Source organism: Acinetobacter sp. yr461 (genome assembly GCF_900110445.1).
GTDB classification, from domain to species: Bacteria; Pseudomonadota; Gammaproteobacteria; order Pseudomonadales; family Moraxellaceae; genus Acinetobacter; species Acinetobacter calcoaceticus.
Window position 1 is genome coordinate 317,121 of sequence record NZ_FODU01000001.1, and the last position, 15,421, is coordinate 332,541.

Consider the following 15,421-nt stretch of genomic DNA (forward strand, 5'->3'; position numbering starts at 1 on the left):
TTTATCTAAATATTACTATCAATTTTCTAAATGATTTTTATTAAACCATTTGTATATATTATTTTGATGCTTAAGTTGCTTTTTACAATGTGAATTTAATGTTTAGCTAAATCTTTAATAATTTTAATTTTTATAATTTCCCAGAAAATATAATTTTTCTAAAAACAGTTTTTAGAAGAAGTTAAGCCTCTTTATTGTGCATGTGTTTACAATGTAATCAATAATTGCCACATTTAAGTGTAATTAGGTGAGCTTAATAATAGACAGAAGATTAAAATATAGATTAAAGTAGAAACATGTGAGCAGTTTTAAAGGTATTAATTCTGCAAAACAGATTGAATAAAATAAGTGAAGCAAATGGATGTGTCCTACTTGGAAAAGTTGGCTCGATAATTGCAATTTAATAATAAATCACTCTATTTCTCTATATGAATGATTCTATAGATAAATAGAGAGAATGATCATCAAGGAGTTCTTATGAAACGTTCTGCAACCTCTCTCATTGTTTCAACAGTTATGCTTTGTACGGTTGGTGCTACTTCTCAAATTCAGGCAGCAGATACATTAGCTAAAATTAAAAGCAGCGGAAAAATCGTCATTGGCCACCGAGAATCTTCTGACCCAATTTCATATGTTGTTGCAGGTAAACCAGTAGGTTATGCAGTCGATATCTGTAACCAGTTTGCAAATGACATTAAAAAAGAATTGAAAATGCCTGGGCTAAAAGTTGAATACAAGGCGGTAACTTCATCAACTCGTATTCCTGAACTTTTAGCAGGCAATATCGATATGGAATGTGGTACGACCACAAACTCTAAGCAACGCCAAGAACAAGTTGGTTTCTCAACAAACTACTATGCGACTGAAGTACGCATGGCAGTTAAAGCGAACTCTGGCATTAAGAGTTTGGCAGATTTAAATGGCAAGGCTGTTGTAACAACTCAAGGTACAACATCTGATAAATACATCAAGATGAATGAAAAAGGCCAAGCACTTACTATCCAAAACATCTATGGTAAAGATCACTCTGACTCTTTTGCAATGATGGCATCAGGCCGTGCTGCTGCATTTGTCATGGATGATAATATTTTAGCTGGCTTAGTTGCCAAGTCTTCTACACCTAAAGCTTTCGCAATTGTTGGTCCAGTACTTTCATCAGAGCCTTATGGCATTATGCTTGCTAAAGGTGATACAAAATTTAAAGCGATTGCTGACCGTACTGTAAATAATCTATGGAAAACTGGTCAAATGGACGCTTTATATAAGAAGTGGTTCTTATCGCCAATTCCACCAAAAAATACAAATTTGAACATGCCACAAAGTTCATCTTATAAAAAATTAAAAGCTCACCCAACAGATGCAGGGATCTAACAAGATCTTTTTGTCCTAAATTTACTTAAGCAAGTGAAACCTCACTTGCTTAAGCGGTCTATTTTCCTAAAGATATTCATTTAAGGGGCAAACATGTCAGTCGGCTCGCTAAACTGGACTATATTCTGTGCGGAGTCTAATGAATATGGTGTCGATAAAGCCGCATGGGCAGAATCAGTCTGTAGAGTAATTGGTAGCTCAAGCTACAATGCTCATGCTGAAGCGCCCACATGGTTACAAATGTTAGGTTCAGGCGTCTTTACTATGGTTTGGACAGCTGTTATAGCCTTTCTTATCGCATTTTTATTAGGTTCTCTCCTAGGGGTAATTCGTACATTACCCAACAAACCTCTCGCATTTATTGGCAATTGTTACGTTGAAATTTTCCGTAATATTCCACTTATCGTACAGCTATTCTTCTGGGCATTTGTTTTTCCGGAATTTTTGCCGGATAGCATAAGTGCAGGCAGTGGGGATGTTGTTGCTGGTGGATGGTGGAAAAATCTTTTAAATCAGCAACCTGCGGTTATTGGTGTTTTTGCATTAGGTCTCTACACAGCTGCGCGTGTATCTGAGCATATACGTGCCGGTATTAATACTGTTTCAACAGGACAAAAATTTGCTGCTTCCGCAGTAGGTTTTACCACTGCACAAAGCTATCGTTATGTCATTTTACCTGTTGCATATCGTACGGTGTGGCCAACGATTACTTCTGAAGCAATGAACGTTTTCAAAAACTCAGCTGTTTTATATGCTTTGAGTGTTTTGAACTTCTTCGCTTATACAAAAACCATGCGGGAAGAAACTTCTCAGGACATCATTATTCTTATTCTCTCTACACCTGTTTATTTGATCATTACTTATAGCATTAAATTTGTAATGGCATGGATTGAGAAACGAATGGCTGTACCTGGCTTAGGTTCGGGAGGGAAGTAATTATGGATTTTTCTTTATTACAGAACCCTGACGTGATTGCGGCACTCAAAGAAGGTTTCGTTTTTACCCTTACCGTAACTGTATTGGCGATGCTGGGCGGTATTCTGATCGGAACCCCATTGGCAATGATGCGTTTGTCTAGCAATGCCATCGCAAGTAATTTCGCAAAATTTTATGTCGATCTGTTTCGTGGTATTCCATTGATTCAGGTAATCTTTATTTTCTACTTTTTGTTGCCGAAAATATTTGAGTTTCAATCTGATACGTATTGGGGACCGTTGTTTTCGAGTGTTGTGACTTTTGCTATTTTTGAGGCTGCATTTTTCTCGGAAATTGTACGTTCAGGCATTCAGTCTATTTCAAGAGGTCAGGTAAATGCAGGTTACGCGCTAGGTTTTACCTATGGTCAATCAATGCGCTATGTGGTTTTACCTCAAGCTTTTCGTAACATGCTCCCAGTATTGTTAACTCAAACAATTATTTTATTTCAAGATATCTCATTAGTTTATGTGATTAGTGCGCCAGACTTTTTAGGTCGTGCAGATACATTGGCTAATACTTATGGTCCTGAAACGAAAGCAACATTCTATTTAATCGTCGCTGTAGTGTACTTCTGTAGCTCGTTTGTGCTATCGCAATTAGTCAAACGCTTACAGCAAAAAATTGCCATCATTCGCTAATTGGAGATTTTAAATGCCAATGATAGACATCCAACATATCTCTAAATGGTATGGTGATTTTCAGGTTTTAACAGATTGCACGACGAGTATTGAAAAAGGTGATGTCGTTGTTGTTTGCGGACCATCTGGTTCAGGAAAATCAACACTCATTAAAACAGTAAATGCGTTAGAACCATTTCAACAAGGTGACATTATTGTTGATGGCGTTTCTCTAAAAGATCCAAAAACGGATCTTGCTAAATTCCGTTCACGGGTGGGAATGGTCTTTCAGCACTTTGAACTTTTTCCACACATGACTGTTTTGGAAAATTTAACAATTGCTCAAGTTAAAGTGTTAAAGCGTTCAGTTGCCGATGCTCGTGCAAAAGGTTTGAAATATTTAGAACGTGTAGGTTTGCTTGCGCATAAAGATAAGTTTCCGGGGCAATTGTCTGGTGGACAGCAGCAACGTGTAGCGATTGCGCGTGGCTTGTCCATGGACCCAATTTGTATGTTGTTTGATGAACCAACCTCTGCACTTGACCCTGAAATGGTCGGTGAAGTACTTGAAGTAATGGTGCAACTTGCACATGAAGGTATGACCATGATGTGTGTTACACATGAAATGGGCTTCGCTAAAAGAGTATCTAACCGTTTAATTTTTATGGATGAAGGTAAGATTTTAGAAGACTGCCCAACACATGAATTTTTTGATAATTTAGATGCTCGCCACGAGCGTGCTAAACTTTTCTTAGAAAAAATTCAAGCCATGCACTAATACTGCTAATAAAAAAAGAGCCTTTTTAAAGGCTCTTTTTTTACACCTGATTTTTAGAAATTATATTTTGCTAATAAGTTGACACGTGAGTAATCGCCCTTATCACCTGCGAAAGTTTCGCGCTGGCCGTAAGTATATTCTGCACCTAAATCAATATTTTTAACTGGATTCCAGATTAAATTGACCAAGGCATTATAAATTTCTTTGTTATAGCTGGTACTGGTTAAATTGCTATTTGCGTAAACGCTATCATCTTTATATTGAATACCGCCTATTGCAAAAGTAGAGCGGAAGATAGGGCTCCATTTTCGTTGATATCCAATCACTGCACTATCAAATTCACCTAAATTAATATCTTGTGTTGTTGTGTCATAGGCATAAGCAGAATTGCTATAAGATAAATAACGGCCGTCTCCTTTTACATGATAGTAGTTAGCAACCAAGCTATCTTGAGGAGTTAAATCATATTTACCTCCAACGCCTACACCCCAACCAAATTTTTCTTCAGAAGCGCTATCTTTGGGTGCCACACGGTTTTCATGTGCAAGACCATGTAGTTGTAATAGGCCTTTGTTATCAGCAGTTTTAAAATCATATCGGGTTGTTAGAGCAGGGAAGCGACTTCCACCAGCAGCATTACTCACTTTTTCAACATCACCACCTTCTAAAGCAACTAATATTTTTTGTTGTGCATTAATCGGCTGAGTATAACGAACTTGCACCGTACGCGCAGTGCCTGTACCAACAGCTCCAGTGAAATCTAGTGTTTCTGGCGATGTATCGGTGTTCACAAAAGGTGAAGTTGTTTGACCTGCTAACCATTTTCCTAAAGACATATAGGCATGGCGAACACGGAAGGTTCCATTGCCATTATCTCCATTTCCACCCATGAAATCGGCTTCAATTTTACCTGTTAAATCTCCATATTGAGTTGGACGAGTAATATCTAGGCCAATTCGTGAAGTTGCAGCAGATACATTTAACGAATCTTGTCTTGGGTCATCTTTATTTAAAGGGTAGTTGGCGCCATTTGAAATGCTACCATTTGAACCTTTAAAGTCGTAGGTTGCATCTACTCGGACATTACCATAAAGCTTAACTTGGGTTTGACCATCCGCCATTGCCATCCAACCTGGTTTTGATACAGGAGAGGTAGAAGCAGCAGGTGTTGCGGGAGGTGCTGGTGGAGCACTGACCAATAAAGCTGTTTTTTGTTGATCAGATAGTTTCTGAACAAGTTGTTTTAATTCCTTTACTTCATCACGCAACGCATTAACTTCAGCATCTGTAGCTGCATGCACAGGCATCGCCACGCTAATTACACCTAAAGAACTCATTGCTAGCACTAGTGTTTTGATCTTATTCACAGGAATTCCCCGACATGGATAAAAATTTTCCTGCAAATACATAACAATAATAATGCCAACTTTAAGAATTTAGAAAAATAGTAAAATTTCTATTTTTATCATTGGCTTATGTCAAAATAGAAGTGTAAATAAGCCCCTACATTGAAAAAAATAAATGAGAGCATGAAATTGATTCTCTAAAATGAGTCATATGCTCTACTATTTGCACGGTTAAAATGCATAACTGCAATAAAATATGTAAAAGAAATAAATGTTTTAGCTGTTTTTAAACCTTTGTATTTTTCAATGTGTGGGAGTTGTATAGGGTATACTGTCCTCATTGTAAAATTCTGGCTGGAGATAGGAATGGAGTTAGATCGTTTTGATAAACAAATTCTAGAAATTTTGTCTCATGAAGACTTAAATTTGAATGAACTTTCAGAACGGATCAATCTGTCAGTCAGTTCTGTACATCGCCGGATTAAGCACCTGATTGAAGCCAACGTTATGGGGCAGCTCAAAAGGGAAATTAATTTTAGTAAACTCGGCTTTACCTTGCACATCTTATTGCAAGTTTCATTGAGTAAGCATGACACTGAAACATTTGACAAGTTTCTTTCCGAAATAGAAGCAATTCCAGAAGTGACCAATGCATTTCTAGTGACAGGGCAAAGTGCCGATTTTATTTTGGAACTTGTAGCACGCAACATGGATGACTATAGCGAAATTTTATTAAGACGTATTGGAAAAATTGACAATGTGGTTGCTTTGCATTCCAGCTTTGTTATTAAAAAATATAATGTTTTTAACTGCTATAACCTATTAAATAAACTATAAAAAAACGCACCATTAGGTGCGTTTTTTTAATTCAAATGTTTGATTTAGGCATCAAGTTGAGCCAAAACCTCATCTGTGAACTCAACGTTGGTATAAACGTTTTGTACATCATCGAGATCTTCAAACATATCAATCATTTTAAGAATTTGTTTTGCTTGGTCGACATCAGTAATTTCAGCTTTGGTTGATGGACTCATAACCACTTCTGCATTGTCAGATTTTAAACCAGCAGCAGTCAGAGCATCTTGAACTTCACCAAAAGTTTCTGGTGACGTGATTACCAAAATTTCATCTTCAGAAATTTCAATATCTTCAGCGCCAGCTTCTAAAGCAACTTCCATGATTTTGTCTTCTAAAGACACATCTTCAAAAGTAATTTCACCACGTTTAGTAAATAGATAAGCTACAGAACCTGCTGTACCTAAGTTACCATTTGTTTTACTAAAACAGTGACGTACATCTGGTACTGTACGGTTCAAGTTATCTGTCATTGTTTCAACAAGAACAGCAACACCGCCAACACCATAACCTTCGTAAGTTACTTCTTTTAAATCATCATTATCTTCACCACCGGCACCACGTTGGATTGCACGGTTGATGGTGTCACGTGTCATATTAACTGAAAGAGCTTTTTCAACTACTGCACGCAGACGAGGGTTGCTAGCAGCATCTCCACCGCCAAGTCTGGCAGCAGTCACAATTTCACGAATATATTTAGTAAAAACTTTACCGCGACTTGCATCTTGTTTCGCTTTACGATGCTTAATATTGGCCCATTTAGAATGACCCGCCATGGACGTGAACTCCAAAAAAGAAAATGCAAAAGTGCTGGAATATTAGCATAGGCTTGGTTTTGTTGAAAACTGTTGCCCTGCGTTTTGTTAGCCAATTGAATAAGAATAATAAACTTAAGACCTAATGAGTAAGATTAGGCCGAATCAAGTCCAATTTGATTTAGTTAATTTTGACGTCTATGTCAAATTGCGCATATAGCTCTTTAATTGTTTCCAAATCTTTTTGTAAGTCTGTTGGGTAAATTTTTCCTAGAATTCCGCCTTGTTTACTTCGCGCGTTAGCATACATGAGTACAATGGGAACATTAGCTGCTTTGGCAATATGCCAAAAACCTGTACGGATAGGTTTACGTTCAGAGCCATCTTTGGCACGAGTAGCTTCAGGAGCAATCACCAAGTTAAAAGTTTCATGATTTTGAAATTGTTCAACCATTTGAGAAACAATATCTTTACTCGCTTTGCGGTCAACGGGAATGCCTCCAAGTTTTTCTAGAATTGGCTTAAGGGGACCCTTAAAAAGTTCTTTCTTTATTAAAGTATGAATCTTAATGTCTAAAATTTGGAAGAGAGCAACAGATAGCACTGCATCTAGATTTGATGTATGTTCAAAGCCAATAATAACTTGTTTTTTCTCAAGAATTTCTGGATCTACATTGTAGGTCCAGCCAGCAGCTTTAAAGATAGAGTTACCTAGAAATTTTTTCATAGATCAGTGCAAGGTGATAAATTTTCAGGATTCTAATATGAGTTTGTAAAAAAGCCTAGAAAAATTATGAAAGCTAAAGTAAGGCATCAATAATGAAGATTATCTAAGCTGTAGAAGATTTAAAAAGTTCTTTTTATTTTTCTTTTAAACTTAATAAACTTAGATAATTTTAAAATTAAGAGACCTGCTGAGGTATCTCTTCATTAATTAAATATTCAATATATTGCCAAATTTTTTCAGAGTTAATAAGTGCTTTATCTGTTGTTCCATCAATAATCATCCCATCAATAATAGAAATAATGATGTGAGTAAGTGGAGTAGGGTTTTCTATCCCTAATTGAGTGAGCTGTTCTTGTAATAAATGAGTCAACCACTTCGTATATTCGTAAAATGGTTCACGAATTGAAGTATATTGTTTAGATACTTCAATAAATGCTTTTTTAAATAAACATCCATTAAATGTTTCACTATTGATCCATTCAATATACCAATTAAAAATAATATGAATTTTCTCAAGCGGGTTAGCATCTTGACGTAAACTTAGTTGTTCATTAATTGAATTTTGAATATTTAAATTTCGATGTTGCAAGCATTCCATAATTAAATTTTCTTTCGAAGGAAAATATTTATAAAATGTCATCTTTGCAACGTTAGATTCAGCAATAATACGGTCAACACCAGTAGCATTGTATCCAATCTGATTAAATAAATTTAAAGCAGTATTTATAATATCTTCTTTTTTTGACATTACTATTCCATATAGTTAGAACTAATTATAACTTAATCTAAAAAATTAAAATTTTAATATGAATTATCATAATAAAAAAAGGGATTGGATACAAGTTTATATTGTGATAATGATTATCATTATCTGAGTTTTTTTGAAAATTTCTATTTGATTTCGTACGATTTTAATTCTAATATTGATTGATAAGAGAACATATTTAAATATTAATTTAAGTCATTGTTTTTATAATAAAATATGTAAAAATCGATCAGGCTTCAATAAATTTAATGAGAGTGGATATGCCTAAGAAATTTGAGAATTTTAATAATCCTAGAAAGAAAGCACTCGCAGGGATGAAGCAAAGCATTTCAGCCGAACTATGGGAAAAAAATTCAGACTTTTTGTCCCGTTTAAGAGCAAAAATTGCTAACCATGCCGTGTCAAATCATCCAGCAATTGATATTTTAAATAACGGAAAAATTAATAAAGAAAATTTAAAAAAAATTCACTTAGAATATCGTCACGCAATTGTGCAAACTTTTACTGATGCACTGCTCATGGCCCAATTTCAAACTAAACAATTAGAGCCAAGATTGCATGCTGGTGCAAAAATGTTTCCGCGTTTTCTTTTAAGCCTAAATATTTTTGATGAGTTTGGATTTCGACCCGGTTTAGACAAAGATGGTTATTATCAGGGAAACCCAGAATATGCTCACTATCCTTTATTTGAAGATGTATTAAATGATTTCGGTATTACGGAAGAAGATCGTCTGACTTATCAACCAAGTGACATTGCAGATCAAGTTAGAGTATTTTTAGAAAATGCTTATCATGACTATAAAGCTGTTTCAGCCTTATTAGCAGTCGCGGAAGAAGAGGTTATCCTTTATAGTCCACCTCTACGTAAAGCAACTAAAGCCGTCGGTTTGGAGGTGGAGGGTGGTGGTTATTATCATGTACATGGTATTTCTGAGGATGAGAGTGCCGAAGCCGCGGATGATGATCATGAAGAAGACTTATGGTATGTCTTGATGCAAGCTTGTACAGAAGAAGATTATAACTATATTGAAAAGATATGCTTAGAGTATTGTGATTTATGGGAAAAGTTCTGGGATATTCAATTAGAACATTCCGAACCTATGCGGAAACAAATCTTAGCTTAATAGATGAAGTAGAAATATTCAGTGCACAAAGAAAATTTATTTTAAAAAAGCTGAAAAGTTTGGGAATAAAAATAAATTTTAAAATTTGATAATTAAATTTTAAGTATTGTTTATAACGGTGAACCAAATTCTATTTGAATACATATTAAAAAACCCCATAAACTTTTAGTTTATGAGGCTTGGTATTTGGTGGGCCCACACAGACTTGAACTGTGGACCAACGGATTATGAGTCCGCTGCTCTAACCAACTGAGCTATAGGCCCTATAAGCAAGAAAAGCTTTTAATCTCAAGGCTTTTCAGTGCGTGCAATACTAATCAATTTTTTAATTAAACACAAGTCATTTTCTAAAGTAGGCACATAGTAGCCCAAAAAATATTGTGTTGTTTTGGTTAAATATTACAAGCGGTAGTGATTCTAGCGTATGACTACTTCGTGAGTAAAGTGAACTAAGTTATTTATCGATCAATTAGAACTTATTTCAGCCAGCAACTTATAGTGGTATAGGTTTAATTGTTATTTCGATTCAAATTATTAATTCTTTTAAAACATATATTGTTTGAAAAACAACCAATCTGTGGGAGGTTATTTGAATAATACTGACAAGATTAAGTTAGATAAGTTTAGCGAAAAATAGTAGAGCACAAGCTGATTTGTGCATGTATGTATCGCACGCAATTTATAAATTTAGGATTAATTATTTTTAGAAACTATAAAGGACTTTTCCTTCAATTTTTGGAAGTTTGGATATAATCGAAAAATTACTCATAAATATTGAGAGTCAGAGTGTTTAAAATAAATAATCTAATATATAGCATGAATAAAGCTTTAAAGATGAAAAACGAAAAAATATGAATAAAAATGTGCTTATTTTAAAATTAAGCGCTTTATCTCATTTTATTCAAAACATAGAACTTTTAAGTGGAAAAGTTAGAAATTTTTATCATTGAAATTTTTTTCTTTTTCTAATGTGTTTTCTATATGAAACTTAAAGTGTGACTGCTTTCACATGGAATACAAATGATTGTATTTTATTGATTTTATTCTTGACTAAAATGCTAGGTTTTAATAAAGTATAAATGTATTTTTCCAAAATAAAAAACTATTGCTTAGTCCTGAAATACAGTAAGAAGCCTGCTTTTTAAGTAGGCTTCTTGCTTTCTATAATATTGACGGAAATAGGAGCTGAACAATAAGGTAAATTTTTAAAGCAACCATATTTAATTTGAAGTAAAACTATAAAAATAGATCAGATGTACTCGGAACTAAAGTATAAGAAATTATAAATTTTCTTGAATAATTTGGATGAGTTCTCGAGCCGCTTTAGATAATGGGCGGTCTTGAAGCCAAATTAAATAAATAGATAGAGGTAAATGATTTTTGGTATTTTTAAAATCTAAAAGAACTAAATGACCTTGATCGATTTTTTCTTGTACTAATGATAAAGGGAAATTACCCCAACCGAGTCCTGCTTCAACCATATTAATTGCTGTTTGTAGACTATTCGTTTTCCAGTACATTGCACCAATAATTGAACGAGAATCTGTCATTTCATGGTCACTACTCGCTACTACAATTTGCCTAAGATTGATTAACTCTTCAATAGAAAACTGCTTTGTTTTTTCTTTTAGAAGACGATGACTAGACGAAATAGTGGCAACTACTGTTTCAGTCATTACCAATTGCAGATTTTCACGCATTTTTATATTTAGGTCTGAACCCGCTAAACAAAGACTAATTTCTTCCGTATAAAGTAAATTGACGATGTCATCTTGAGGGGCAGTAATAACTTCTATATTAAGTAGTGGGAATTTATCGGCTAATTTTTTTATTGAATAGAATAATAATTTGGTATTTACATCAGAGACAACACCAATACGTAATTTACTTTCAAGCCCTAAAGAAAGTTCATGGGCATGAGTGCTAAATAGCCTAAGCTGTTCAGAAATAATGCGAGCCTGTGGTTCTAAAGCTAATGCTGTAGAGGTTGGAATGACCTTTCGATGGGTTCGTTCAAATAAGATATAACCCAATTCTGCTTCCAAATTAGCAATAGCCATGCTGACTGCTGAGGGGACCCGATTTAGTTTACGAGCGGCCGCAGAGAAAGATCCCGTATCTAGTACGGTGATGAAGAGTTCAATATTTTCACTGTTAAAATTCATTTTGATATCAGTCAAACTGAAAGCTATTAACTTTATATATGATTTTAACTGAAATTAAAATATAAAGAATTAATTAGAGTTTGCCTATTATGCAAGGTGTAAAGCGTCGAATCGTATATGTTTCTTCATATGAAGTGATCGGAATGATTATTTCATCAGTAGGGTTAGCTATCTTGGCAGGTGATAGTGTGGAACATACAGGACCACTATCTGTCATGATTACGACCATCGCTGTAACTTGGAATTTTATTTACAATGTTTTATATGAGAAGTGGGAGGCTAGGCAAAGCAGTAATATCCGTACAGTCAAACGTAGGGTTGGGCATGCAATTGGTTTTCAGCTTACCTTAGTTTTATTTTTGATTCCTCTTATTGCATGGTGGATGGATATTTCTCTGATTGCTGCTTTTTGGTTAGATGTAGCCTTTATTATCATTATTCCCATCTACACTTTTATCTTTAATTGGGGCTTTGATAAATTATTTGGTTTACCTATTTCAGCCCAAGGTAAAGCACTACAAGAATAGCCCTGAAATGATATTAGTAAGCTATCAAGGTATCCGACTTTGATAGCTTATTGAGTTGTACTATTTGGTTTGATCAATGACGAATTGCTTTGAAAACTTTAGTTGAGCTTTTTTTGCGAAAATATAATAAATCAGTGCTGTAGAGATAAGTCCCACTAGCCATGATAGATCTATGCCTCCTAACATTGCAGCAATTTGCCCCGTATAGAATTTACTATCAATAAATGGCAGTTGAATCAAAATACCTAAAAAGTAGCAAGCAATACCAATTCGATTCCAGCGACCATACTTGCCATTTGGATCATAGAGCGCATCTACATCACATTCTTCTTTAGAGATAAAGTAATAATCAACCAGATTAATTGCGCTCCATGGAATAAAAAAAGTAAGTAAAAACAAAATAAATGCTTTAAAAGCACTTAAGAAAGTGTGCTCGCCAATAATTGCTATAAAGGTTGAGATCACAACCATAACAAGGACAATGAGCAATCTTGTTATTTTTGAGATTTGATTTGTCGATTTGAAACTGTTCCAAACTGTAGCAACACACATAAAACTACCATAAGCATTTAAGGTCGTCAGAGTAACTTTGCCAAAAGCAATACTAAAATATAAGAAGGTAACAACTAAGGCGATGGGGTTCATTCCAACCACATATTGAACCTCATTTCCAATAAAATTCCCGTTTGCAACCTGAGCAATCAAAACACCTAAGGTCATGGAAATCTGTGAACCTAATAAAGAACCTAAGCCAACGGCCCAGAAAACGCGAGATGAAGACGTTTTAGTTGGAAGATAACGAGAGTAGTCTGCAACATAAGGTCCAAAAGAGATTTGCCAAGAAGCAGAAAGTGAAACTGCTAACAAAAATGAAGACCAACTAAAATGACGTACTGCTAAGAGTTCTGAGAAATCAGAAAGAGCTAAAATTTGAGTCAGAATAATAACAAAAGCAATCAAGCCAATAATACTGGCTACTTTGCCTACCACATGAATTAAGCGATATCCAATCGTTGCAAATAAGATAATAAAGCAAGCATAAATTAAGATGCCAGTTGTATTGCTGACATGTGCTAGATGTGCAATTGCTTTACCTGCGAGTACCTCACCAGTTGCAGTAAACCCCAGATACATGAGACAGACGAGTATGATTGGAATACACGCACCATATACCCCAAATTGGACACGACTTGAAATCATTTGTGGAAGGCCAAGTTTTGGACCTTGAGCAGCGTGTAGAGCCATGACAGCAGCGCCAAAACACTGTCCCAAAAATAAACCAATAATCGACCAAAAAACATCACCACCTAATACAACTGCTAGTGCACCCGTCACAATAGCCGTGATTTGTAAATTGGCACCAAACCAGAGGGTGAATTGGGCAAACACTCCGCCATGTCTTTCATTCTCTGGAATAAAATCAATGCTTCGGTTTTCAATAAAACTACTATTTGGTTTCTCAGCCGATGAGTCCATTACACTCTCCTTGTCCTTTAAGAGTCCACTCTATTTTTATTAAGTCTGCATTTGTACAAACAAATACAAACATGTATATACAAGTAATTTTAAAAAGAATCAAATACTTTTTGAGGCTGTAGAACCTAAAAGTGGCTTAAATATTTCATAGATAAATAAAAAAATAATTAGACTGATATTATTTTTAAGAGATTTAAATGATATAAAAATAATATATAAAAAAGCCCTCTATTGAGGGCCTGACTTTATACATTAGTGTCTAAGATAGCTTGAAAAAAAGTTGGAAGTTCAGAAAATTGGATGAGTTGGGTTTTATCTTCTTGTTTATAATAATACTGATAGTTTGGAGCTTCTGAATGATTATCGAGATATTGAGTTGCATCGGTAAATTGTGCTTTTGCAACTGGTTTGTCTTTTTTAAATTTCACAATAATAGGATTTACTGAATTTAATTTTACCGGTACACCATTCTCAAATTTAGCAGTTTCAATTAATAAAGAAATTTTAAAATTTCCGAATGTTACACAACAGTGGCCTCCATTTTCTGTTTTAATTTCTTGATCATGAAAAAGCTCTTTAAATAAATTCTTTAAAGATTCTCTATGCTTATCTAAAGCGATTTGAAAATCATGATCTTGTTGTCCAATTTTTTCTTGCTCTTCTTGCAGCAATTGGGCTTGCTTTTCAATGGTGGTGAAATCCAGCTTCATTTTAATATCTCCTTGGGTTGTTTTAAAACTATATACGGCAATATTTTATTAAGTTTTAGAGAAACATATATTATTTGTTACAACGCAATAATTAAGATGAGCTTTTGTGATAAATAATTGAAAATGTAAAAATATATTTTTAAAAAGAAAACTTATAAGATTAAAGAGTTTATTAAGTAAATATTTTTTCTATTTTTTATTTGAAAATGCTGCTACATGATAAACATATGATTTTTAATGTAGCAGCATATTTCCTATTTTGTACAATGTTTTACTATAAGAGGCGTGCCTTTAATTTTAAAACCCCCCCCGCTACTCATTACACCAAGCATTACTAAAGCTGTTCCTATTAATTGCCAGATATTGAGAGACTGCCCTGTAAGTAGGGCGATCAGCATACTAAATACAGGTACAAAGTTAAAAAAGACGGAAGCACGCCCAGCTCCTAACTTTTGTATGCCATTAAACCAGAATAAATAAGCAATCATTGTAGAGCAGATAATCACATAACCCATGGCCAGATGTGCATTTACAGGCGCAGAAGTGATGGCTGTAAGAGGATCTTCAAATATCATACTTAACACGCCAAGGGTTATTGCCCCGAACATCATAGAAAAAGTCGTTGTTTCTAAAGGCGTGGCATTTTTTACATAGCGGCGAGATAGAACGTTTGCTAAGCAAAATCCAAAAGCCCCTAATAATATAAATAGATCTCCAATGTCTATTTTCAGGTGAAGTAAAGTTGTTATATGCCCCTGACTAATGACGAGTAACACACCGCTTAAGCCGAATAAAACACCTAAAAATTTACTGGCGGTAAGTTTTTCACCGTCCAAAATAATTGTCATTAATAGAGTCATCAACGGTGTGGTTGCCATAATTAAAGCACCATTCACGGCAGATGTAGTCTGTAAGCCATAAAAACAACCTATGTTGAATCCTGCAATACCGACAACCCCAATAATAAGATAGATAAATAAATTTTGACTTAAGGCTGCCCATCTTAGCTTGCCTGTTATTGAAAAGATCAGAAGTAAGCCTAGGCTTGCAATTGAAAACCGTTCAGATGCGGCAGATAGCGGAGGCATATGTTGAATAATATAAGACATTGCATTAAATGCTGATCCCCAAAAAAACATCGTTAATACAACACCAGCATAGGCATAAGCCACCGTTCTGTTCATCGACAGGCTCCCACTAAGAAAGGTTTTATTCTGGGCAATTAT

Annotated in this window: 15 protein-coding genes and 1 tRNA gene; 7 read left to right on the forward strand and 9 right to left on the reverse strand. The window is 34.8% G+C overall.

Features of this window, described 5'->3' with window-relative positions; translation table 11 throughout:
* Nucleotides 1–477: 477 nt before the first annotated feature.
* From BMW38_RS01515 to BMW38_RS01530, 4 genes are all read left to right on the forward strand, one after another.
* Nucleotides 478–1,371 carry an amino acid ABC transporter substrate-binding protein gene (locus tag BMW38_RS01515; RefSeq protein ID WP_092705553.1) on the forward strand — a complete coding sequence of 298 codons (894 nt, stop codon included), beginning with the start codon at nucleotides 478–480 and terminating at the stop codon, nucleotides 1,369–1,371.
* A 93-nt stretch (nucleotides 1,372–1,464) separates the two neighbouring features.
* On the forward strand, nucleotides 1,465–2,307 hold the full coding sequence (locus tag BMW38_RS01520) for an amino acid ABC transporter permease (RefSeq protein ID WP_004642555.1): 843 nt from the start codon (nucleotides 1,465–1,467) through the stop codon (nucleotides 2,305–2,307).
* 2 nt (nucleotides 2,308–2,309) lie between these two features.
* Entirely contained in the window at nucleotides 2,310–2,987 is a 678-nt protein-coding gene (locus BMW38_RS01525; protein WP_005047524.1) for an amino acid ABC transporter permease, read from the forward strand.
* Between the two features lie 13 nt (nucleotides 2,988–3,000).
* A complete protein-coding gene (locus BMW38_RS01530) occupies nucleotides 3,001–3,744 on the forward strand; it encodes an amino acid ABC transporter ATP-binding protein (protein WP_042896581.1) in 744 nt (247 codons plus the stop codon).
* Between the two features lie 53 nt (nucleotides 3,745–3,797).
* On the opposite strand, the gene BMW38_RS01535 is transcribed toward BMW38_RS01530, so the two are convergent.
* Nucleotides 3,798–5,111, reverse strand: a complete 1,314-nt coding sequence (locus BMW38_RS01535; RefSeq protein ID WP_213031077.1) for a DcaP family trimeric outer membrane transporter — start codon at nucleotides 5,109–5,111, stop codon at nucleotides 3,798–3,800.
* Between the two features lie 345 nt (nucleotides 5,112–5,456).
* On the opposite strand from BMW38_RS01535, the gene BMW38_RS01540 reads away from it, so the two are divergent.
* Nucleotides 5,457–5,927, forward strand: a complete 471-nt coding sequence (locus BMW38_RS01540) for an Lrp/AsnC family transcriptional regulator (RefSeq protein WP_004642558.1) — start codon at nucleotides 5,457–5,459, stop codon at nucleotides 5,925–5,927.
* A 44-nt stretch (nucleotides 5,928–5,971) separates the two neighbouring features.
* Here BMW38_RS01540 and BMW38_RS01545 read toward each other — a convergent pair whose 3' ends face one another.
* The 3 genes from BMW38_RS01545 to BMW38_RS01555 all read right to left on the reverse strand — a co-directional run bounded on the left by BMW38_RS01545 (nucleotide 5,972) and on the right by BMW38_RS01555 (nucleotide 8,175).
* Entirely contained in the window at nucleotides 5,972–6,721 is a 750-nt protein-coding gene (locus BMW38_RS01545) for a YebC/PmpR family DNA-binding transcriptional regulator (protein WP_003651352.1), read from the reverse strand.
* A gap of 160 nt (nucleotides 6,722–6,881) precedes the next feature.
* Nucleotides 6,882–7,427, reverse strand: coding sequence for a 1-acyl-sn-glycerol-3-phosphate acyltransferase (locus BMW38_RS01550; RefSeq protein ID WP_092705554.1), 546 nt, complete (start codon nucleotides 7,425–7,427; stop codon nucleotides 6,882–6,884).
* Between the two features lie 175 nt (nucleotides 7,428–7,602).
* Nucleotides 7,603–8,175: a TetR/AcrR family transcriptional regulator gene (locus BMW38_RS01555; protein WP_045125357.1), complete on the reverse strand. Its 573-nt coding sequence runs from the start codon at nucleotides 8,173–8,175 to the stop codon at nucleotides 7,603–7,605.
* Between the two features lie 278 nt (nucleotides 8,176–8,453).
* On the opposite strand from BMW38_RS01555, the gene BMW38_RS01560 reads away from it, so the two are divergent.
* Nucleotides 8,454–9,317 (forward strand): iron-containing redox enzyme family protein, encoded by an 864-nt coding sequence (locus tag BMW38_RS01560; RefSeq protein WP_045125358.1) that lies wholly within the window; start codon nucleotides 8,454–8,456, stop codon nucleotides 9,315–9,317.
* Nucleotides 9,318–9,504: 187 nt separating this feature from the next.
* Here BMW38_RS01560 and BMW38_RS01565 read toward each other — a convergent pair.
* Together BMW38_RS01565 and BMW38_RS01570 are read right to left on the reverse strand one after the other, a co-directional pair.
* Nucleotides 9,505–9,581 (reverse strand) — tRNA-Ile (locus BMW38_RS01565).
* A 1,016-nt stretch (nucleotides 9,582–10,597) separates the two neighbouring features.
* Nucleotides 10,598–11,482 (reverse strand): LysR family transcriptional regulator, encoded by an 885-nt coding sequence (locus BMW38_RS01570; protein ID WP_092705555.1) that lies wholly within the window; start codon nucleotides 11,480–11,482, stop codon nucleotides 10,598–10,600.
* An 89-nt stretch (nucleotides 11,483–11,571) separates the two neighbouring features.
* Between BMW38_RS01570 and BMW38_RS01575 the strand changes: the two genes are divergently transcribed.
* Nucleotides 11,572–12,009 carry a PACE efflux transporter gene (locus BMW38_RS01575; protein WP_004642565.1) on the forward strand — a complete coding sequence of 146 codons (438 nt, stop codon included), beginning with the start codon at nucleotides 11,572–11,574 and terminating at the stop codon, nucleotides 12,007–12,009.
* 60 nt (nucleotides 12,010–12,069) lie between these two features.
* On the opposite strand, the gene BMW38_RS01580 is transcribed toward BMW38_RS01575, so the two are convergent.
* The 3 genes from BMW38_RS01580 to BMW38_RS01590 all read right to left on the reverse strand — a co-directional run bounded on the left by BMW38_RS01580 (nucleotide 12,070) and on the right by BMW38_RS01590 (nucleotide 15,379).
* Nucleotides 12,070–13,485, reverse strand: coding sequence for a purine-cytosine permease family protein (locus BMW38_RS01580; protein ID WP_092705556.1), 1,416 nt, complete (start codon nucleotides 13,483–13,485; stop codon nucleotides 12,070–12,072).
* Between the two features lie 245 nt (nucleotides 13,486–13,730).
* Entirely contained in the window at nucleotides 13,731–14,195 is a 465-nt protein-coding gene (locus tag BMW38_RS01585; RefSeq protein WP_092705557.1) for a hypothetical protein, read from the reverse strand.
* Between the two features lie 254 nt (nucleotides 14,196–14,449).
* Entirely contained in the window at nucleotides 14,450–15,379 is a 930-nt protein-coding gene (locus BMW38_RS01590; protein ID WP_213031078.1) for a DMT family transporter, read from the reverse strand.
* Between the last annotated feature and the right edge of the window lie 42 nt (nucleotides 15,380–15,421).